Source organism: uncultured Parabacteroides sp. (genome assembly GCF_947855115.1).
Classification (GTDB): domain Bacteria; phylum Bacteroidota; class Bacteroidia; order Bacteroidales; family Tannerellaceae; genus Parabacteroides.
The window spans coordinates 81,274-101,192 of record NZ_CANTZW010000008.1 but is presented as its reverse complement, the minus strand read 5'-3'; the positions used below and the strand labels follow the sequence as shown (position 1 = coordinate 101,192).

The 19,919-nt window shown below is 38.1% G+C and carries 21 protein-coding genes and 1 pseudogene; all 22 read right to left on the bottom strand.

From position 1 onward, the window contains the following. Positions 1–30: 30 nt before the first annotated feature. The 22 genes and pseudogenes from gcvT to Q0110_RS07360 all read right to left on the bottom strand — a co-directional run bounded on the left by gcvT (position 31) and on the right by Q0110_RS07360 (position 19,914). A complete protein-coding gene (gcvT, locus tag Q0110_RS07465) occupies positions 31–1,116 on the bottom strand; it encodes a glycine cleavage system aminomethyltransferase GcvT (protein WP_297905136.1) in 1,086 nt (361 codons plus the stop codon). A 13-nt stretch (positions 1,117–1,129) separates the two neighbouring features. After that, a complete protein-coding gene (gene pepT, locus Q0110_RS07460; protein WP_297905133.1) occupies positions 1,130–2,350 on the bottom strand; it encodes a peptidase T in 1,221 nt (406 codons plus the stop codon). A 106-nt stretch (positions 2,351–2,456) separates the two neighbouring features. Beyond that, positions 2,457–3,863, bottom strand: coding sequence for an amidophosphoribosyltransferase (locus Q0110_RS07455; RefSeq protein WP_297905130.1), 1,407 nt, complete (start codon positions 3,861–3,863; stop codon positions 2,457–2,459). A 157-nt stretch (positions 3,864–4,020) separates the two neighbouring features. Beyond that, positions 4,021–4,287 (bottom strand): 50S ribosomal protein L27, encoded by a 267-nt coding sequence (gene rpmA / locus Q0110_RS07450; RefSeq protein ID WP_297905127.1) that lies wholly within the window; start codon positions 4,285–4,287, stop codon positions 4,021–4,023. A gap of 22 nt (positions 4,288–4,309) precedes the next feature. After that, positions 4,310–4,627 carry a 50S ribosomal protein L21 gene (gene rplU, locus Q0110_RS07445; RefSeq protein ID WP_297905124.1) on the bottom strand — a complete coding sequence of 106 codons (318 nt, stop codon included), beginning with the start codon at positions 4,625–4,627 and terminating at the stop codon, positions 4,310–4,312. A gap of 140 nt (positions 4,628–4,767) precedes the next feature. Further along, entirely contained in the window at positions 4,768–5,046 is a 279-nt protein-coding gene (locus tag Q0110_RS07440) for a hypothetical protein (protein ID WP_297905121.1), read from the bottom strand. Then, entirely contained in the window at positions 5,027–5,245 is a 219-nt protein-coding gene (locus tag Q0110_RS07435; protein ID WP_297905118.1) for a hypothetical protein, read from the bottom strand. Before Q0110_RS07435 ends, Q0110_RS07440 begins: the two co-directional genes overlap by 20 nt. Next, a complete protein-coding gene (locus Q0110_RS07430) occupies positions 5,242–5,532 on the bottom strand; it encodes a nucleotidyltransferase domain-containing protein (protein WP_297905116.1) in 291 nt (96 codons plus the stop codon). The genes Q0110_RS07435 and Q0110_RS07430 overlap by 4 nt, the downstream gene beginning before the upstream one ends. 162 nt (positions 5,533–5,694) lie before the next feature. Beyond that, positions 5,695–6,526: pseudogene (locus Q0110_RS07425) on the bottom strand (transposase). A 72-nt stretch (positions 6,527–6,598) separates the two neighbouring features. Then, a complete protein-coding gene (gene tnpB, locus Q0110_RS07420; protein ID WP_297905113.1) occupies positions 6,599–6,934 on the bottom strand; it encodes an IS66 family insertion sequence element accessory protein TnpB in 336 nt (111 codons plus the stop codon). After that, the gene (locus tag Q0110_RS07415) at positions 6,928–7,287 is read right to left on the bottom strand and encodes a hypothetical protein (RefSeq protein WP_297905110.1); all 360 of its coding nucleotides are present in this window, start codon (positions 7,285–7,287) and stop codon (positions 6,928–6,930) included. Before Q0110_RS07415 ends, tnpB begins: the two co-directional genes overlap by 7 nt. Before the next feature lie 101 nt (positions 7,288–7,388). Continuing rightward, positions 7,389–8,480: a UDP-galactopyranose mutase gene (gene glf, locus Q0110_RS07410; protein WP_297905107.1), complete on the bottom strand. Its 1,092-nt coding sequence runs from the start codon at positions 8,478–8,480 to the stop codon at positions 7,389–7,391. Between the two features lies 1 nt (position 8,481). Next, on the bottom strand, positions 8,482–9,729 hold the full coding sequence (locus Q0110_RS07405; RefSeq protein WP_297905104.1) for a glycosyltransferase family 4 protein: 1,248 nt from the start codon (positions 9,727–9,729) through the stop codon (positions 8,482–8,484). Positions 9,730–9,798: 69 nt separating this feature from the next. After that, positions 9,799–10,860 (bottom strand): glycosyltransferase, encoded by a 1,062-nt coding sequence (locus Q0110_RS07400; protein WP_297905101.1) that lies wholly within the window; start codon positions 10,858–10,860, stop codon positions 9,799–9,801. 43 nt (positions 10,861–10,903) lie between these two features. Further along, complete coding sequence (locus Q0110_RS07395; RefSeq protein WP_297905099.1) at positions 10,904–11,962, bottom strand: glycosyltransferase; 1,059 nt, start codon at positions 11,960–11,962, stop codon at positions 10,904–10,906. Between the two features lie 14 nt (positions 11,963–11,976). Continuing rightward, positions 11,977–12,978 (bottom strand): EpsG family protein, encoded by a 1,002-nt coding sequence (locus Q0110_RS07390; RefSeq protein WP_297905096.1) that lies wholly within the window; start codon positions 12,976–12,978, stop codon positions 11,977–11,979. A gap of 70 nt (positions 12,979–13,048) precedes the next feature. Then, positions 13,049–13,342, bottom strand: coding sequence for a hypothetical protein (locus tag Q0110_RS07385; RefSeq protein ID WP_297905094.1), 294 nt, complete (start codon positions 13,340–13,342; stop codon positions 13,049–13,051). 46 nt (positions 13,343–13,388) lie between these two features. Beyond that, positions 13,389–14,573, bottom strand: coding sequence for a glycosyltransferase (locus Q0110_RS07380; RefSeq protein ID WP_297905091.1), 1,185 nt, complete (start codon positions 14,571–14,573; stop codon positions 13,389–13,391). Then, entirely contained in the window at positions 14,570–16,099 is a 1,530-nt protein-coding gene (locus Q0110_RS07375) for a hypothetical protein (protein WP_297905088.1), read from the bottom strand. The genes Q0110_RS07380 and Q0110_RS07375 overlap by 4 nt, the downstream gene beginning before the upstream one ends. A 1,121-nt stretch (positions 16,100–17,220) precedes the next feature. Then, complete coding sequence (locus tag Q0110_RS07370) at positions 17,221–17,967, bottom strand: glycosyltransferase family 2 protein (protein WP_297905085.1); 747 nt, start codon at positions 17,965–17,967, stop codon at positions 17,221–17,223. A gap of 4 nt (positions 17,968–17,971) precedes the next feature. Then, positions 17,972–19,519, bottom strand: a complete 1,548-nt coding sequence (locus Q0110_RS07365) for a hypothetical protein (protein WP_297905048.1) — start codon at positions 19,517–19,519, stop codon at positions 17,972–17,974. Further along, positions 19,516–19,914, bottom strand: a complete 399-nt coding sequence (locus Q0110_RS07360) for an HAD-IIIC family phosphatase (protein ID WP_297905045.1) — start codon at positions 19,912–19,914, stop codon at positions 19,516–19,518. The genes Q0110_RS07365 and Q0110_RS07360 overlap by 4 nt, the downstream gene beginning before the upstream one ends. Positions 19,915–19,919 lie beyond the last annotated feature (5 nt).

The following is a 19,919-nucleotide window of genomic DNA, read 5'->3' as shown; positions in this document are numbered from 1 at the left end:
CTTCAAACATTCTTATAAATACCTTATTCCTTACTTACGGAAAGGAGCCTTCACCACCTGAGCCTTCAAGCTCTTATTACGTACCTTGATAAAGATATCCGTACCGGCTTTCGCGAATCCAGGCTTCACGTATCCCATACCGATACCTTTCTTCAATACCGGTGACATCGTACCGGAAGTAACCACACCGATCACATTCCCTTCCGCGTCGGCGATCTCATAGCCATGACGGGGAATCCCTTTCTCTTGCAACTCGAAAGCGCATAACTTACGGGTAACGCCCTCTTTCTTCTGGCGCTCCAGTTCCGCACGGTTCGTAAATTCCTTACCCTCGGCGAACTTCGTGATCCAGCCTAAACCGGCCTCGATCGGGGAAGTCGTATCATCCAGGTCATTTCCATACAGGCAGAAACCCATCTCCAAGCGAAGCGTATCGCGGGCTCCCAAACCGATCGGCTTGATCCCTTCCGGCTTGCCTGCCTCGAAGATAGCGTTCCAGATCGTCATCGCGTCGCTCGGATAGAAATACAATTCGAAACCACCGGCTCCGGTATATCCCGTGTTAGAGATAATCACGTGCTCGCATCCGGCGAACTCGCCCGTCACGAACGAATAATAAGGAACGGAAGATAAGTCGACCGGAGTAAGACGCTGAAGAACCTCTTGCGCTTTCGGGCCTTGGATGGCCAATTGAGCCGTACGGTCGGAAGAGTTCTCCAACTCGGCCCCTACCGTATTATGGCTCACGCACCATTCCCAGTCCTTGTCGATATTGCCGGCGTTCACGACCAGCAAATATTTCTCCGGCTCGTAATGATATACCAAAAGATCGTCTACGATACCTCCCTTGTCGTTCGGGAAGCAGGTATATTGAGCCTTGCCAACCGGCAAGACAGAAGCGTCGTTGGATGTCACGCTCTGGATGAAAGCCAAGGCGTTCGGGCCTTTCACCCAGAACTCGCCCATGTGGGAAACGTCAAACACGCCTACGCCATTCACTACGGTCATGTGTTCGTCGATGATTCCGGAATATTCGATAGGCATATTGAAACCTGCGAATTCGTGCATCTTCGCGCCCAAGGCGATATGCACATCGGTAAACGGAGTTGTTTTCATGTAATTATTGTATTTAAGATTTACGAGCCGATAGCTCTATGATTTTTATAACTGTCTCCATACTCTTCTCCAGCGAGCGGACGGGCAAGAACTCGTAACGTCCGTGGAAATTCAGGCCTCCGGCGAAAATATTCGGGCACGGCAATCCCATAAACGACAGGCGAGCTCCATCCGTTCCTCCCCGGATCGGTTTCACGATCGGTTTTACCCCGACAGAGGTCATCGCCTCGAACGCCAAGTCTACGATATGTTTCTGGGGCTCTACGACCTCACGCATATTGTAATATTGATCCCGGAGTTCTAGATGTGCGCATCCCGGATGTGCCTCGTTCATCTTATCGACCAACGTACGAAGTAATTCTTTCTTCTCCTCGAACAACTTCCGGTCGTGGTCGCGGATGATATAAGACAAGGTCGCCTCCTCGACCGAGCCGGTCATACCTGTCAAGTGGAAGAATCCCTCATAATCGGTCGTGTGCTCCGGACGTTGCCCTGCCGGTAACCAGGAAGCGAACTCGATCGCACGCAAGGAAGCGTTTTGCATCTTATCCTTGGCGTATCCCGGATGTACGTTCAGGCCCTTGAAGATAATCTTGGCGGCGGCGGCATTGAAATTCTCGTATTCCAGCTCACCGATCTGTCCACCGTCAATCGTATATCCCCAATCACAAGCGAACTTCTCCACGTCGAAATGATCGGCGCCTTGTCCGATCTCCTCATCCGGGGTAAAAGCGATACGGACCTTACCGTGCTTGATCTCCGGATGATCCTTCAAATATTGCATAGAGGCGATGATGGCGGCTACACCGCCCTTGTCATCGGCACCTAATAAAGTCTTACCATTCGTTACGATGATATCCTGTCCCTTATAATCGGAAAGCTCAGGGAACATCGATGGAGACAGTACGACCTTCTCTTCCGCATCCAAGATGATATCGCCCCCCATATAAGTCACGATACGAGGTTGAACATCCTTACCCGACATATCCGGGCTTGTATCCAGATGAGCGATAAAACCGATCGTCGGAATTTCCTCGTCCGTATTTGCCGGCAGGGTAGCCATTACATAACTATTCTCATCCAAGGAAATCTCCTCCATGCCGATCGCTTCCAGCTCCTTCACCAGTACCTCGGCGAAGACACGTTGCCCCGGTGTACTAGGAGTCGTACCCGTCTCCTCGCTCGATTGGGTATCGAACGTAACGTACTCTAAAAATCTATCTAAAACTGTCATAACTCACTCTTTTAAAACAGCCATAAAAGTAGATAAAGCAAGTTACATGACAAAAAAATAGCGAAACAAATTGTCTCGCTATTCCTGTTTATCTCAAAAAGTGTCACTAAAAACAACTTGAACCGTCAAAGCAATGCGTACAAACCTTACACTTAGGAAGACCGATCGCCTCCACCAAGGTCTCCAGCGTATTAAACTTCAAGGAGGTCAGCCCGAAACGCTCGGCGATGATCCCGACCATCTTCTTATACTCCGGAGAGTCTGTCGTAGCGTACTTATCCAAATTCTTATTCTCATCTCCCTCCAGCTCCTTGATGATCTGACGAGTTATCAATTCCAAGGGACTCTTGGAAGAGGTGAAGCCGATGAACGGACAGCTATAAATCAACGGCGGGCAAGCGATACGCATATGTACCTCCTTGGCTCCGTAATCATATAAGATCTTCACGTTGTCGCGAAGCTGCGTGCCGCGTACGATCGAGTCATCGCAGAAAAGGATACGCTTACCTTCCAGCATCGCACGGTTCGGTATCAATTTCATCTTAGCCACCAAGGAACGCATCTCTTGGTTGGCTGGGGTAAAGCTACGAGGCCACGTCGGGGTGTACTTGGCGATGGCACGATGATAGGGAACCCCCTTACCCTCCGCATATCCCAAGGCCATGCCCACACCTGAATCCGGGATACCGCAAGCGCAATCTACCTCCGAGTCGTCCTTCTGTCCCATCTTATAGCCACTCATAAAACGGACATCCTCCACGTTCTTACCCTCATAGCAAGAAACCGGGAATCCATAATATACCCAAAGGAAAGAGCAGATCTGCATCCCTTCATTCGGTTTACGCATCTGCTCCATACCATCGGCACGTAAACGGACGATCTCGCCCGGGCCTATAAATTTCTCAATCTCATAATCCAAGTTCGGAAGGCTGCTAGACTCGCTGGTCACAGCGTAAGCCCCATCTTTCTTCCCGATCACGATCGGCGTGCGGCCCCATTTGTCACGGGCGGCGATAATCCCCTCCTCTGTCAGGAGCAACATAGAGCAAGATCCCTTTATCTTATCGTATACATTCTCAATGCCCTCCACGAAGTTCTTGCCTTGCGTAATCAGCAAAGCCACCAGCTCCGTCTGATTCGTTTTTCCGGAACTTAATTCCGAGAAATGCATATTCGCCTCTAATAACTCATTCTCCAATTCGTTCAAGTTATTGATCTTCGCCACTGTCACGATCGCGAATTTCCCTAAGTGAGAGTTGATAACGATTGGCTGCGCATCCGTATCGCTGATAATACCGACCCCGGCATTTCCCTTGAATTTAGGAAGCCCCGGTTCAAACTTGGTGCGGAAATAAGAATTCTCCAGATTGTGGATCGAACGCGTAAATCCCTCTTCCTTATCATACGTAGCCATACCGCCTCTGCGGGTTCCTAGATGAGAATTGTAGTCCGTACCATAGAATAAATCCGTAATACAGGCTCCTTTAGAAATAGTTCCGAAAAAACCACCCATTGTTTTTTATGTTTGTATTTATGTTTGAGACCGCAAAGTTACAAGTTTATTTAGATATGTTCCAAAATTTACCTCATAACGTTTATTATCATCGACAATAAAAAAAGGATACCCCGCTTCCGGGATATCCTTTTCCTTATTCTTTAATCGCAGGAACTTAAGCCTCAGCGACAATTTCTTTTACAGAAACGAAAGATCTGTTTTCTTTACCTCTACGGAAAGTAACAACGCCATCTACCAACGCATACAACGTATGATCCTTACCGATACCTACGTTCTTACCCGGATGATGAACCGTACCTCTTTGACGAACGATGATGTTGCCAGCTTTAGCAACCTCACCACCAAAAAGCTTAACACCTAATCTTTTACTTTGTGATTCGCGGCCGTTCTTAGAACTACCCACACCTTTCTTATGTGCCATTTCTTTTCTACTCCTTTAAACGTTAAGCAATAACTTCTTTAACACTTACCTCAGTGAACTGCTGACGGTGACCGTTCAATTTACGGTAACCTTTTCTTCTCTTTTTGTGGAATACCAGCACTTTGTCACCTTTTACCAGCGGAGATAATACCTCGCATACTACCTTCGCGCCCTCTACAGTAGGAACACCAACTTTTACCTCACCGTTGTTATCTACTAACAACACTTTGTCAAACTCCACAACAGCCCCGCTTTCTGCGTTCTGAATGTGGTGAACGAACAATTTCTTGCCTTGCTCTGCCTTAAATTGTTGTCCGTTAATTTCTACGATTACGTACATCTGTCTTAAAATCATTTAAACAGGTTAGGTCCCGGGGGTGGGCTCCGTCTCCGGCTCCACTTATTTACCCTCTGCGGAAAATCGAGTGCAAAGATAGAGTTTTTTTATTTAAAGGACAAGGGATGAAGGAAGAAAAAACATCATAAAATAACAATCGCCTTCAATCTATTATAGATCGCAAATAACACAGGGACCTTTGAGATAAGCTCGTTCAATATAGAAACAACATCATTTTCTAATAGGGGATAATCATGGGCGATTTCGTTACGAAGCTCACGAATATAATTCCATTCTTCCGCTTTATCCATCAACCGATAACGTTCCAAAAGATTTAACAGGTCACACATAGGAAGAGAGCTGACATCCTCATCCAGATGCTCCAATAGATTTCGGAATATTTTACCCCCCCCCCATAGCATCTTGAAGCTTGGAAAAACGAAAGATAAATTGATCCAGACAACGGATTTGTTCACTATTCAAACCTACATAATCCTCCACCGACATCGGTAAAAGATCAGTCAACTCATCCAACGCCTCTTCTATACGCAGTATATGTCGATCGCAAATCTCAAACTCCCGATTCAGACGCTGTTCTAATTCTTGCTTTTTATTTGTCATACCAAACGTATTCCGGTCATTAATGCTTCCCTTGCTACCGGTGAGTCCTCGTGATCACCTATTATATCGATCTTCTGATCTCCCAAAAAGTATTTCAAACGAGCCAACATCCTGATACGAGCCAATACGCCTTTTCGCTCCGAGGAACCACGTACAAGCAAATCAATATCCTCTCCTTTCTTCTCATCATTTATACGAGAACCAAAGAGATAGGTATCCACTCCCTCACCATATATTTCCTTAGCGACACGAAGTATTACTTGTATTTCTTTTTTACTTAAACGCATATACAAGAATATACATTATTCTTAAGCACAAAGATAGGCCATTAAATGAGACAGAGCAAATAATGAACAAACCTTTGTAAGCACTCAATTTAGGGCATACCCCTTTGAAAGGGCACTTTTCAGTGCCCTAAACCGAATTTTGTTAATTTATTAGTTTTGAATTTAGCATTGGCTGGCAGCCAAAGTGATTTTGTCAGGAACCATGTTAACATAATCCCTGCATCCGTTAAAGATATTTTTGAAAAAGGTTCCGATAAAGTTCCAGATAGAACTGCCATGAAGCTTTACCGTTCCTATCACACTGTGATAAGTCGCGACCATCTCGGCACCGGCATCACTACCATAATGAAGTGAATTGTTGCGCCCGGTAGTCAGCTTTCGGATGGTTCGCTCAGCCAGATTGTTGTCTATCGGTAATTCACCATCATCCAAGTAAGCAAAGATCTCTTTCCAGAACCGGTTCAGATAATTAAGAGCTTCTGTATAATACTGGCTCCTAAATTCTGAATCCTTTGACAATTCACTGTCCAAGCGTATCATCGGTACCATCATAATCATCTTTCTCCTTCTGGCGATCAGAATCTGCTTTCTCTGATTTACCTTTTGGTGTTTTAGACTTTACCTTCTGACGCTTATCACCAAAGAGTTGCTCATTAGCATAGTCCAATTTCTCTTGTGTCGATTTTAACTTGCGCTCAAGAGAATTGCATAGTTTGCTCTTTTCAGACAACTCTTTTTGCAAACCTACCTAATTAGACTCTAAAGCAGACATCTTTTCTTCAAGTTCTTGCATTTTAGCCATAAAATCTTCCAAAACAAGCTTCATGGCATCACTTGTCAACCTGAGATCCTGGTTCTGCTCAGCAAGGTATTGTATGTATCGGTCTTTCTGATCCTCTGCCATACCTGCACTACAATTTATAGGGTTGCGTGAGTAGGTTTCCCTACTCAACAGTTCCCGTTTTGTTTTAATTATATCTTGCAGTGCGATCATTCTTAAACCTTTGACTTTCAGTCATAAAGGTAATAAAATAATCGCAATGCAACAAGTTTACAAATAGATTAACTATCTGATTTTTAATATTTTAACTACCGGGTTTTCAAGTATCAAAACCACATCTTTCCAGTCAATCCGATAGACAGTATCTGCCCCATTCCGATCTACTTTCATGAACTGATAACCTGCTACAAACTTCTTTTCGAACAGGCTGTATGAACAATTATCAAATGAAAACATACGAACTATTCTTCGATTGTGAGACATGACGATAAAGACATCACCATCTCTTGGCTCCCTGTGAAGCCGTTCACGAATGATAGACAACACACAGCTATGCTTACAACGCATATCGGTAAAGTCACGGACATAATAAAAACGATTGAGACCGGTTACACTCAACATAACCCCTCCAGTTTCTCTACCATACGAACTAAATCTTGATAGCTTAAATTCTTTTGGGATAAATGTAGCCCATTGCTGATACGAATGCCAATCCATATACGGATAGGATTATCTGTTTTTCGAGACGCTCGATGAACCGCTTCTTTTAATTTTAAGCCTTCCTGTTCCGTATCCGTAAGAACTCCATCAACTTTGACTTTCACCACTTTTTTACGAGTATCCTTATACCATTTTTGGAAAATGGTATAAGGAACATTGTTCTTTATACAAAACGATTGGAGAGACTCTCCATGAGGCAATGCCTTGGTCTGGTACTGAAAGTAAAATCTTTCAAGATCTTCACGGCTATACATAATGATACAAATTTGGTTGGCAGCGAAGGTATTACTTTCTATTAATAGCCTTTATTTGACTGCTTATCATCATATAATTGATTCGTAAAAAGGTCAAAGAATTAATTGAAGTTTTCTTTAAATACATCTAATGCCCTGCGAATAACATCATCCATGTCATAATATTTATATTCCGCAAGACGACCAAGGAAAATTACATTCTTTTCAGCGGAAGCAAGGTCATGATATTTAGAAGCTAATTCTTTCCATTCTTGTGTAGGATATGTATAATATGGCTCATCACCAAAGCAAGGATACTCTTTGCAGATTGTTGTTTTATGGTGTTTTTGGCCATACATTTTTTTGAATTCTGTGATTCTAGTATATGCATGATCTTGAGGATAACGGGAAGAAGCTGTCGGTTGGTATGACTCCATTTCTAATGTTTCAAATTCAAATCGAATACTTCTATATAAAAGTTTCCCTAATTTATAATCGAAATAGTAATCGATAGGACCTGTATATATAAGCTTCTCGTATTCTATCTGATCAATGACTTCTTTATAATCGGTATTGAGTAAAATCTTTATATTAGGGTGATCAGCCATTTTTTGGCACATCTTTGTAAAACCACCTTTGGGATTACCTTGATATAAATCCGTAAAATATCTAGTATCTCTGTTCTTTCGGAATGGAATGCGTGAAATAACAGATTTATCTAATTCTGCAGGAGAACACCCCCATTGTTTAATAGTGAAGTACTTAAAGAATTTCTCATAAATATCTACCCCTGTTTGACTAAGAACAACATCTTCACTGTTTTTTATTTCATCTATTTTAATTTTTTTCTTATTTATAAATTCCTCAAGTCCATCTTCTGATAAGTTCATGTTATAAAGAAGATTTATGGTTTCAAGAGAGATTGGCATTGGAACCCAATTCCCGTCAACATATGACATTACGCGATGTTGGTATTCGTGCCACTCTGTAAATTGGAGGATATAATCCATTATCTCTTTATCATTTGTATGGAATGTATGAGGACCATAATTCTGAATCATTATACCATCCTCATTATAGCTATCATATACATTACCACCAATATGATTACGTTTCTCGACAATAAGTACTTTCTCATTCAATTGGGATGCAATTCGCTCGGCAATTGTAAGTCCAGCTAAACCAGAACCAACAACAACATATTTTACTTTCATTTTATTTGCTTTTTATGAGATTAATTAAATAATTCGCATAGTTTTCGTAAACTACTGAAGCGGTAAATGATTTCTCAAATAGTAGCCTTGAATTTGATTTCATAGTATTCAATTCTTCCTTATGTGTAGATAAATATTTAAGAATCTCAAATAATTCATCTGTATTTTCGTAATGTAGGCCACATTTATTATCCTCTATTTTTTCCTTCATTATACCAACCGGTTGTAATAAAATAGCAAGACCAAGGGCTAAATACTCACTGAATTTGTTAGGCATCTGCATGTTAAAGGCTTCATTAGGTTTATAAGACATTAGTCCTGCATCAGATATATACCCTATATCTCTAATATCTTTTTGATCAACCCATCCAGGTAAAATTACATTATCAAGATTCTTTTCACTTACTATATTTTTATAGTAATCAAATAATTCACCGCTTCCACATAAAAGAAATTTTACATTAATATGAGTGTCCTTACATTTTCCTGCAGTTTCAATAATTGTATCATAGTCAATAATTTTTCCGAACTGTCCAAAAAAACAACAAGTAATGCCTGTATAATTCTCATACTTTGACCAACGTGAATTATCACTCAACTTATCAGGTAAATTACAATCAGGATATGCTACATAAAATACATTATCATTTTTATTTTTAGAACGTCTGGCATAATTTAAAGCCCAACTTAGATATGGTTCTGATGTTGCACAGATTCCCTTAGCATTGTTAAGTCCTTTTGATAAGATCCATTGTAATGGTTTTATAGCAATTTTAACTATACTTCTTTTAACTCCACTAAATGGAGAAATAAAAACATCAGGATTAAGGTCTCTGACATCAACCACATAAGGAATGTTCATTTTCTTTGCATATTTTCTTGTAAAATAAAGAAATTCCAATATAGGCATGGCACAAAGAATTAAATCTGGTTTTTCCTCTTTAAGTGCAAATCTATAAAATTTATAAGCTATATGCCATTGAAAGAATAATCTACGAACAGACACATTTTTTGTATACCTATAAGGTGAATGTATCAGTTTTAATAATAGATGTTCATTTACTTTTACATCTGTATCATTATGATATCTATATGTTTTATTATTATAATGGTTTAAAGTAGATGTCCACCAAGTTACATCAATACCTAAGTCTGATAACTTATTTGCTAATAGCCCCATTCTCTGCATGCGTGGGTTTTCACCATCTATTGGAAGATTCTCTCCATACCTAATTAGCCAGATTTTCATATAAATTTTGTTAATATATTACTATTCTTATATTTCCTTAAAATACTATTTAAGACATAATTTATTGTTCTATAAGTTTCGAGTCTCTTTTAAATTAATTTGAGAGATAACTTCATAAGGTAAGAAATCTTTGGCCCGTTTTAAACAAGCAAGTTTCTTGTGATATACGATTTTTGGATTATTAGCAATATTTAAGAGAAGATTTTTAAGTTCTTCCCAGTTTTCAAACTCAAACCCCATACCAGTTATACCATCATCAACAACGTCAGCAAAACTTTCCCATTTTGCTGATATAACGGGGATTCCTGCTGCATAGGCATCTATAATTGTACCTGGTATTCCTTCTGTATAATAACGAGTAGGAAAAATAAGAGAAAAATATCCAGAAAGTATTTCTACACTTTTATCAAAAGGAATAAAACCTTTGTATTTAATAAAAGATGTTTTTTCTGTAATGTGGTAGTTATTTGAGAATTTATAAAACCAGTCTGTATCTTTTACATCTACTTGACCATAAATATCTAACTCAAAAACCCTTCTTCCATTTTCTTGGTTAATCTCTGTAACAATTCGTGATATATCCTCTATTCCTTTTAGTGGCGTTACCCGAGAAAATGTTACAAGGCGATATGGCTCTGCATAAGTATAATTTAAGTCATCTTTTTTCAGTATCTTAAGATTCTTGCAATTAGGTAATATAGAGATATTTGAAAATCCACGTTTCTGTAAGGCTGTTCTCATTGTTTGTGTTTCTACATAGATTTCATAGAAATTGTGTAACGCTCTTTCTAATTTTGGATTATCATCTAGACAGTTATCTAACCACCCACCTATAACTATATAATGTAATCTTCTGTGGAAGATTTTATTCCACAGATCTAACCATGGTCCAAAGATTTTAAGTCCATTAATACCAGGCATCATAATAATGTTATTATAACGGAAGAATGCTAATACACATTTGAATAGGCATATAATATGATTCAACGTACCATAAGTATCAATTCTTCCAACCTGTTTAGAACCGTATTTTTTTTCTATTTCATCAGCAATTATTTTTGTTTTTACAGTTTGTCCCTGCAATAAATTATAGCCATTAGCAAAAGCACCTATTATAACTACTTTTTTCATAAGTTCATTTTAAAGTTAGAAATATAATAAAGTTTCTACTTTATTATACTCTAAAACAGTCTAACAAAGTTTGTTTATTAAATAAATCATAGTTATTACCTATATTGTTTAGCTTTGAAGCCTTAATCATACATTCAGCTAAGCTATTGGCATCCTCAATGTCGCAATAAAAGCCATTTACACCTTCATGTATTATATCTTTAATAACAGATACACATGTTGTACTGGCTATAGGTTTATTAAAGCACATAGCTTCCAATATGACATTAGGGAAGCCTTCCATTCTTGATGGTAAAACAAAAATATCACAATATTTTAAATATGGATAAGGATTACTTTGAAACCCTAAAAACGTAAAGTCTTTTAAATCTTTAGATTTATCTATTAACTGTTTTGCATAATCTGTAGTTATTCGTCCAACTATATATAAATGAGCATTAGGGATTTCTGTTTTGACTATTAACCATGCTTTCTCTAAAACATCAATTCCTTTAGAATAAGCTACGTTACAAATATTCAGAAAATTAATTTCCGACGAAATGAAAGGATTTTTGTATCCTATAGCAGATTTATAAATATAGTCCTTATCAACTGGATTATTTATAACAACAATTTTATTTTCTGGTAATTTATAAAAATCTAATAATTGTTCTTTCATTTCTACATTTTGAGCTATGATGATTTTTGCATTTTTAAGAAGAAATCTGTTTAAGGACTTGATTATTTTAAGTTTTATACCCAATAAACCTCTGTATAAAATATTTTTAGGCATATTGGGGATACGCACAACTATTTTTGTTTTTTCTAATCTTGCGCATAATAATCCTACAATACTTACGTGTTCGCGACTAGAAAAATACAAAGCATCTGGATTTTTACGCATAAATTTTCTGAGAGAAGAAATTGCTTTTATAGTTCTTCTACAATTAAAATTTGTTATATCAAATTCAGGCTCAATCCAAGATTTCATTTCACCATCAGAATAGCCAAAATTTATAAATTCAACGCAAAAACCCTCTTTAGATAGAATTCGTGCTATTGTTATAGATACTCTTTCGGCACCACCTGCAGAAAGATTTGGTAATAAAAAATACACCTTCATTCATTTAAATTTTATTAAAAGTTTAATTTATATGACGAAATAAATTCAATAAATGCACCATCAATAAATGTTATATATATATTTATTGAAACAATAGCAACTATATATATTATTTTTAATGATATTTTATTCATATTTGTGGCTACAATAGGAGTAAGAAGCAATATGGCTGGGTTATAGTATCTAATTAATCTTCCGGTTATATTTAATGATGTACCAAAAAAAGAAATTAAAATACAAATTATCATAGCCGCAGTAATAAGTCTATTAATACCAGATTCAAAAATTTTATTTCTAAGAAAGAAGTAATACGAAGAAAAGTATATACTTGAAATAAAAAAAGTAGTTAAATTGAATCTACCGGATCTAGCACCATTTATATAATTATCATATGAAAATCCAAAGTAAAGATTGAGAAAATCTAAACTTTTAAAAAGTAAAAAAATAATAAAAGCCAAAAGAACAACTGCAATGATAAATTTTTTTGAATCAGTGATTATTCCATAAATAAAATATATCGGTATAAAGACAAGAGCAGTAGTATGAATAGAAATGGCAATAATTGATATAAAAATAAACTTCTTTAAATTTCTTTCTATAATACTTGGATAACTCAATAATAAAATAGCCATAGCTAAATGCTGTCTAAGAACAAATAGAGACTGATGAAATTCTGTCACAAGGAGAATAATAACAGACAACATAATCATTGGAGAATATTTTTTTATATAAATAAAATAACATGAAATCCAAATTATAGAAACAACAGAAAGAAAAAAGGTAAAAGATTCACTTATTATACTGCAAAACTTACATAACAATAAATAACCAGTTTCTGTAAGATAGATAAGATCACCTCTTAAAATTTCAATAAAAGAGAAATTCATTGTTAATTCAAACCAATCATAATAATTAGTCAAATCAGGTATAGAACTCGGTTCTACGTATGACCTTAATAAAAATAGTTGTATAAACGAAATAAAATAAAAAAAACGAACTTTTAGAACTTTATTCATTCTAACTATATTTAAAAAGATAGCTAGTATAGTAATTATGCTAAAATTTAGTATTAAATAATCCATTTTCTTATCTTAAAAAGAGGTGACTTCTATATACATAGTCACCTATGACAACTTTCCCGAAGCAATCAAAGCCAGGTATTTGCTTACGAAGTGCTTGCCCCCCGTGAGTATGTATCAAAACGCCACTTGTTATTTGGCAATGCTTGCCTATTGTTATCAAATAAGGTTCACTACTCCAAAAGTGAGAATTGCCCCATGTTCCTTCTCCTACGACTACACCAGCGATTCGTGCCTGTTTGTCTAATGGCAACAGGCGCATAGCCATATTTCTTAGTTTGTTGATGATTCTTCTTATCATATATCTTTCCCTTTCTTACATTATTACTTACAACAACTACAATCTCTCACAGACTCAGTTTACGGTAAAACATTTCGGTTATTCTCTCCTTATTGAAATGCTCGTGGGCGAACTCGCAGCCCTTGCATGCTATTTCTTCCAGCTCGGCGGTATGTTCCTGATAGTAGGCTATAGATTTTTTCAGTCCTTCAATTGTGCCATCATAAGTAATGTAGTGCGTACCCGGCACCAATCCCAAATCTGTGTACATGGTATGGTCTATGCCTATCAGAGCACATCCGCACGCCATCGCCTCAAACGCTCCTATCGGAGCTATGCCGACTATTTCCTCGGGCACCACAGCCATCATATAATCATTGTATTTCTCCACTATGTCGAACGAGAAATAAGACTTCTGTCCGCCAGGCTTATACAGCAGCAAGTTGATCAAAGAGACAATCTTCCTGAAAAGTTTTGGGGTGCTCTTAGGGACACTCAACATTTTCTTGTTCTCTATATATGGCGACACGAAAGCGTCGATATACGTTTCCAACTCTTCCTTGTGGTTGTATATCTCCACTCTCATCTTGTGCAGGTATCGTGTGCCATAATGTGCCGAATAGTCATTGTCTACGGCAAAGCTTGCAATTGTACCTGTGGCTACGGCCTTGTTTCTCCTGTCTGCAAAGGCTTTCCTGTTCTGGAATCTGTCGCCCACTATATAGGGTACAATCTGTATCTCCCTTGTCTTAGTGGGTTTCACAAGGTTGATGTAATTGCCTTCTTTAAACACGTCTGCCTCCAGCATGAAGCGGTCGGCATAAGGCAGTGTCTCGTCCAGTTCCTCTATATTGTGACACTGGTATTGGTTGAGATGTACCACTCTGTAACATGGCAGCTCAGTAATTCTGTCAGCACTGCCAGGGCAATGCACGAACAGTAGAGCCACATCATCAAGCCTTATATCTTTAATGTTGTCTGTGCAAAGCATTTTGCCTTGCAAACCGTTCTTACGCAACACCGACTTGCATTCCCTCCATACTCTCCACATGGGCTTTTTAGAATGGAAGTCTCTGGGATAGACACACCCCTTGGGAGTCAGCAGGTTCACCACCTCCACATCATCTCTTTCCAGCAGCTTCCTGAATAGGAACTGGTATTTGGCGGGAGCCTTTATGCCAAAAGTGTAATACCACCATGTGTTCATCAGCAGGTGGTTGCAATGTGCATTGATGAAAACTATTCTTTTCATGATTTCTTCAGTTTTGATACTATTTTGTTTCGTATTATTTCACGCTCCATATTGTTCATCAGGATTTGATATATAATTATCAAACCGGCAACAAGATTAAGGCTTACTGTTACAACCAGTTTCATCCATCCGTCATCCATCAGAGCGTAAGGTATATATGAAAGCAGGCATAGGGAAACATACAGAATAACAGTAGGCATGATTATCTTCTTGAAATACTCCATATAATTCAATCTCACTTGCATGTGAGTGTCTCGTAGATTGTTCATCCAATATAATATTGTCGTGACGAGGATGATAAGCATGGGTACTATCGGAGTTTTTATCCAAAGCAATGCCTGATAAGATAAAGGAAGAGCTAAAAGAGTAAAGGTGCGCCCATAGAACTGGTTCCTCTTCAGATTGCCTGTGGCATTTACCAAAATTGTCAGCATTTGGTTAGCGATGTTGAAGTTACTTTCAACCAATACGACGATGATAAAGAAAGCCGTATACTCCGGCACTTGACGTAACCATACTTGAAGAATGAAATCCACATTGACGATAATCGGTATCACTAGCAGAGCGTTTACAAACAAGCAATAGCGTGTGGCACTGATAGCCAACGACACCATCCGTGGTCTGTCGTTCTGTGAATACAATTTGATGATGGGAGGACGCACAGCCGTCAGAATATTGTCAGAGAATCTGTATACACCTTGATACACCTGCATGGACAATGCCCTGGCCGCATTTACTGAAGGTCCGAAAAACACATTGAACAACACGTTCACTCCTTGCTGACACATGGAGAAGGCGAAACAGCCATACATGTTATAGCCTACGAATCTTGACATTTCCTTGGCTAATGGCTTGCTGAAATAAAACTTATAAAAACATTCCTCGAATTTGACATGTCCGTAGATTACGTATATTAAAAACGACAAAAAACTGATTGACAGATATAAGCCACCGTATAATATCAACTTGTCGCCATGGAAAGCTTGGATCACATATAAAATACCCAAACGGGAAATGGATTCAAACAAACTGATATAGGCGAATATATCCATCTTCTCATGGGCTATCACGGCCGACAGGTATGGAATCTGCAACAATGACAGGGACAGGGCAACCAATGAGAATCGGAAGACCCATGCGGCTGCCTCCTTTCTGGTTTCAGGAATGAAAAGCAAATCATCAATTATCCAAGAAGCCAATCCCTCACCAACGACAAAGACCAGCAATGCCAAAACTGAAAAGATAAGAAGGAATTGATTGAAATACTGATTAGTCCGTTTTATGTCATTCTGGCCCAATCCTAGATTGTAGTATCGTTGGGATACATTTGTCAGACATCCGGTGAAGAATACTATAATCGTTGTTATCCCACCTACTACATTATATATACCAAAGTCTTCCACTCCCAACACTTCCAGTATCACTCTGGAAGTGAAGAACGAAATTAACATCGTAAACAGCATCCGCATATATAGGAATGCCGTATTCTTTGTTATCCTCCTATTGTTTACTTCATTACAAGCCATCACTCACAATGCGCTTTATTATATTCAAAACCAACCAATGCGTAACCAATATTGTCATGGCATGACGGCCAACCCATCCTAGAATTGGTATGTTAAACTTCTTATTCTTGAACAATGTATAAATAAAGATGCAAGCAGCCACACTACTTACCAACCACAATAACGGGTCTCCACACTCCAGCCTGCTGCTTCTTATGTGTACGAATGATGGATACAAAACATAGTTGGACAGCACCAACACAATGCTGAGTATGGTGACAGTACAGTTTGAGGCAAACTGCCGGTAAATAAGTCCTGACACATAAAAGAACATCCCTGTTGCCGTGTAGCCAATCCAATTCGGTTTTTGTATGGGAACATACAATACCAACACACTGGCTATCAAACTAAGTAATAATATTTTACCCCCCCACAGGTGTTATCACCTTGTTGCTCAACAGTTTAACCACGAATAGAGACAGAAGAAACCATACAGGTATGTTCCCTATGGCAGAGCCGCTTATAATAATCCATTTTATTTCTGAAAGAATCATCCTTACACTTCCTGTCAAACAAAAAACCAGCACAGAACCAATGACTGTGTATATAAAATATGGCTTCATCAATTTGTCGAAGTTCTTATGATAACATTCTGAAAAAGAAGAATCCTTATGGAACATGCCCGACTTGAAATAGAACCAAGGCATAAAGAAATAGAATGTCATCAGCCAATGGTTTGTATACTCCCATTCAAATCTTGAACATATATGAATAATCACCATTACCAAAATGAGCAATCCTGATATTTCATCTAAGTAAGCAAATCTTTCGTTCGTTTCTTTCATGAGTGCTATATATTTGTCTTAGTTCATCTTTACTCTCATATTTCACCTATCATGTTCTTCAAAGCATTGTTACTCCCGTCCTTGATATAGTCTATTATGGCTTTGTCCAATGTGCGATGTGCATTTTCTCATCGTAGAACTCATGCATATACCATGCGTTGAACGGCAACAAAGCTTTTATATACAACATGTACCTGTCTGGCAGCGAACGCACTATCCAATTAGCGAGTTTGTTGGGCATAAGTCTGTCAGTCTGAATTAAGTTTATACATCTTATAAGTATCCTAATCGTGGTAATCAGATGCCATGATGTTGTATCGTCTTTGTCAGATAATCATAATACTCATCGGGAACACCACAGAAAATAACCTCATCACGACCGATGACATTGATATGAATATTTGCGCCTGATTTTATCAAGCGGTTATACAATGGCGCAACATATAATTCTTTAATGCTACCGTTAACATCAATGGTGCCACTACCGTAAGCGTACAAAAAAGATTCTACAGTCTTAAAATAATAAATACCAGTAGAACAATTGTTTGATATTTCCTGTTTTTCAGCTGTTTCTATAACAGGAGCATCATCTTGATTGTTCATTGTCTTAGCATACGACCAATTACTACCACTCCCTTTAAAGACTTCCAAATATCCATCCCATTCACCTATTTGAGAAGGGAAAGTAAAATTGGGACGGAATGTATCAATGTTAAAAATCAATATATTTTCATTCTCGGAAACATTCGCTTCTTTCAGTCCTATCATAACTGTTTCAGCTTGCCCTCGTGTGGGATGTTCAAGCATAACAATCTTGTGTGATTTTATACCCATCTGCTGACATTCAGTCTCGATAAACGTTCTTGTATCAAAAACATCACGCGCTACAAATACAAAGTCACAAGTGTCGAAGTATTTTCTGAAACTGCTTACAGCTATATTGAATAAGCTTCTGTTGCAAACATATAACATATATTTCGGCAGAACAAAACCTGCTTTACTGAAACGAGAGCTAAGACCTGCCATAGGAATTATTATAATCATAATGTCAATTTGATTTTTTATATTCTGAATACAAGCGTAGAGCATTGGCTAACATTGCCTTTTGCCTAAGCGGATTGTCACTATGCAGGGGTAGCATGGATAAGAACAAATGAATCATTATCGGATATGTCTTCAATTGAGCCAGTGTATAACCTGCAAAACGCTTCAATTTGAAATAACGTTGTATGTTGCCATGTACAATGTCCTCTGGGAAAGTCAATGAAATATCGTATTTACCTTTTTCATTATAATTAAAAAAGCCCCCGATAATCAAATCATATAATCCTAGCACAGAATGAGCCAGTTTTGCCACATCATATCTGAAATCTCCATAAATTGTCTCATTTCCATTCGTATCCAATCCGCGTGGGTCAATAACTTTTATTGAACAAGAGATAAAGTCATAGAGAATGTTGCTAAAGCAGAAATCACCATGCATTAAGCTGACAAACTGTGGAGAAGGAGATTGTAAAGGCATAGAAATGTCTTCTAGTATCTCATTCAATGAAGGTGTGTTCTCGCCATTTATAAAGAACGGCGTGTTCATGTCAATCTCTTTCCCTGTGCAATATTTAACAAGCCGGTCATAGGTCTTTTTTCCATATAAAGAAACGCAGTTTTCCGCAATTTCTGTCGTATCGCATGGCACTATTCCGCTTTCATCACAAATATACTCGGCACATGAATCAATAATTCTTTTCCAAATATTCTCTGAATTGCGTCCAAATACATATAAGTCGGCCAGTGAGTTCAGATAGAAATATTCAATTTCATAGTATCCTTTCCCTTCAAGTGATATTCCATAATCCCATAGAGTTGGAACGTAATGACGTAATTTGTTTGGAATGTTGTTTATCCAGTTTGCTTCAGCTAGAATTTTTCGTGTATCATTACTTCGTTTCGTAACAGAGTATTTTGTTATTTTCAAATCATTGAATGTACGCTCCGTAGTCAAAGTTGACTTTGAGCGATAATAAGTATTTGACAGTCCAAAATCAAGCCAATCTTTTATTTCGATAGATTCCAATTTTATTGTTTTATCATAAAGCCGGACTCCATCTATGAATTTATTGCCGCATACCGTTATGGAACGTATAAGCAGTGATTGGGAAGAAAAAGAGAAATATCCGACTATAGCCTTCTGCTGAGTTTTATCCCAATAGTCCCACGAATAATCGTCTACAACAGTAGACACAACTATGTTGTCATACCCATTGGGTATGCTTTTCATAAGTGTATCGCCATGTAGTATTCTAAGAGGTTCGTCATATCTTGATACAAAATTGAGAACATATACAATACTTGCTCCTAAAGAAAGTTCCTTTGGAACTGGCACTATATTGATGTCGTTTCTCAGAAAGAATTCTTTGTCAAATTCAGATAATACATAGTCTGAAGGTAAGCTAATGACAATTAATTCATTGCTCGGTAAGTTCTGTAACTGATGCACATACAATCGTCTGTTTTGTATAGGAAGCATGCAAGGTGGTTGCATACCAAACTCCGACATTAGTGCTGGGCTACAATATGCACCTGATGTGATGAGTATCATAATGAACAAGTGTATTCTTTTTCTTTTTTCAGCAAATCCTTAATCTCATCATAACTCAAGTTATGGAACTCGGATGGTCTTATTGACTTATCGTCAATGTAGAAACCGTCAAATCCACACCAAGGTTTTCCGACAATGACTTCATCGTATGGCACGTTATGTTTATTAAGCCAGTTTATTATGTTAGGAAGGGTGTAGATGTTGATCTTACCTACATTCGCTTCATAAGTACGCATGTTTCGACTTGAATGTATTACTATTTCAAACCCATCAGACTTATATTTTTTCAACATATCTATTGTTGGCTGTATAGGTTTGCTATTCGCATAATCACCATTAATTGTAATGGTAATAGTGTCGTCAAGATCAACGACAAGTCTTTTATTCAATTCCATATAAT

Bases quoted from the DNA above. Each gene is read 5' to 3' on its own strand.
- Q0110_RS07415 (WP_297905110.1), bottom strand. From the start codon at position 7,287: ATGTATAGCCGTGAAGATCTTGAAAGATTTTACTTTCAGTACCAGACC.
- Q0110_RS07405 (WP_297905104.1), bottom strand. From the start codon at position 9,729: ATGAAAATCTGGCTAATTAGGTATGGAGAGAATCTTCCAATAGATGGT.
- rplU (WP_297905124.1), bottom strand. From the start codon at position 4,627: ATGTACGTAATCGTAGAAATTAACGGACAACAATTTAAGGCAGAGCAA.
- pepT (WP_297905133.1), bottom strand. From the start codon at position 2,350: ATGACAGTTTTAGATAGATTTTTAGAGTACGTTACGTTCGATACCCAA.
- Q0110_RS07430 (WP_297905116.1), bottom strand. From the start codon at position 5,532: ATGCGTTTAAGTAAAAAAGAAATACAAGTAATACTTCGTGTCGCTAAG.
- Q0110_RS07435 (WP_297905118.1), bottom strand. From the start codon at position 5,245: ATGACAAATAAAAAGCAAGAATTAGAACAGCGTCTGAATCGGGAGTTT.
- Q0110_RS07390 (WP_297905096.1), bottom strand. From the start codon at position 12,978: ATGAATAAAGTTCTAAAAGTTCGTTTTTTTTATTTTATTTCGTTTATA.
- Q0110_RS07385 (WP_297905094.1), bottom strand. From the start codon at position 13,342: ATGATAAGAAGAATCATCAACAAACTAAGAAATATGGCTATGCGCCTG.
- Q0110_RS07375 (WP_297905088.1), bottom strand. From the start codon at position 16,099: ATGGCTTGTAATGAAGTAAACAATAGGAGGATAACAAAGAATACGGCA.
- tnpB (WP_297905113.1), bottom strand. From the start codon at position 6,934: ATGTTGAGTGTAACCGGTCTCAATCGTTTTTATTATGTCCGTGACTTT.
- glf (WP_297905107.1), bottom strand. From the start codon at position 8,480: ATGAAAGTAAAATATGTTGTTGTTGGTTCTGGTTTAGCTGGACTTACA.
- gcvT (WP_297905136.1), bottom strand. From the start codon at position 1,116: ATGAAAACAACTCCGTTTACCGATGTGCATATCGCCTTGGGCGCGAAG.
- Q0110_RS07365 (WP_297905048.1), bottom strand. From the start codon at position 19,519: ATGATACTCATCACATCAGGTGCATATTGTAGCCCAGCACTAATGTCG.
- rpmA (WP_297905127.1), bottom strand. From the start codon at position 4,287: ATGGCACATAAGAAAGGTGTGGGTAGTTCTAAGAACGGCCGCGAATCA.
- Q0110_RS07395 (WP_297905099.1), bottom strand. From the start codon at position 11,962: ATGAAGGTGTATTTTTTATTACCAAATCTTTCTGCAGGTGGTGCCGAA.
- Q0110_RS07400 (WP_297905101.1), bottom strand. From the start codon at position 10,860: ATGAAAAAAGTAGTTATAATAGGTGCTTTTGCTAATGGCTATAATTTA.
- Q0110_RS07380 (WP_297905091.1), bottom strand. From the start codon at position 14,573: ATGAAAAGAATAGTTTTCATCAATGCACATTGCAACCACCTGCTGATG.
- Q0110_RS07370 (WP_297905085.1), bottom strand. From the start codon at position 17,967: ATGATTATAATAATTCCTATGGCAGGTCTTAGCTCTCGTTTCAGTAAA.
- Q0110_RS07455 (WP_297905130.1), bottom strand. From the start codon at position 3,863: ATGGGTGGTTTTTTCGGAACTATTTCTAAAGGAGCCTGTATTACGGAT.
- Q0110_RS07440 (WP_297905121.1), bottom strand. From the start codon at position 5,046: ATGCTATGGGGGGGGGGTAAAATATTCCGAAATCTATTGGAGCATCTG.
- Q0110_RS07360 (WP_297905045.1), bottom strand. From the start codon at position 19,914: ATGGAATTGAATAAAAGACTTGTCGTTGATCTTGACGACACTATTACC.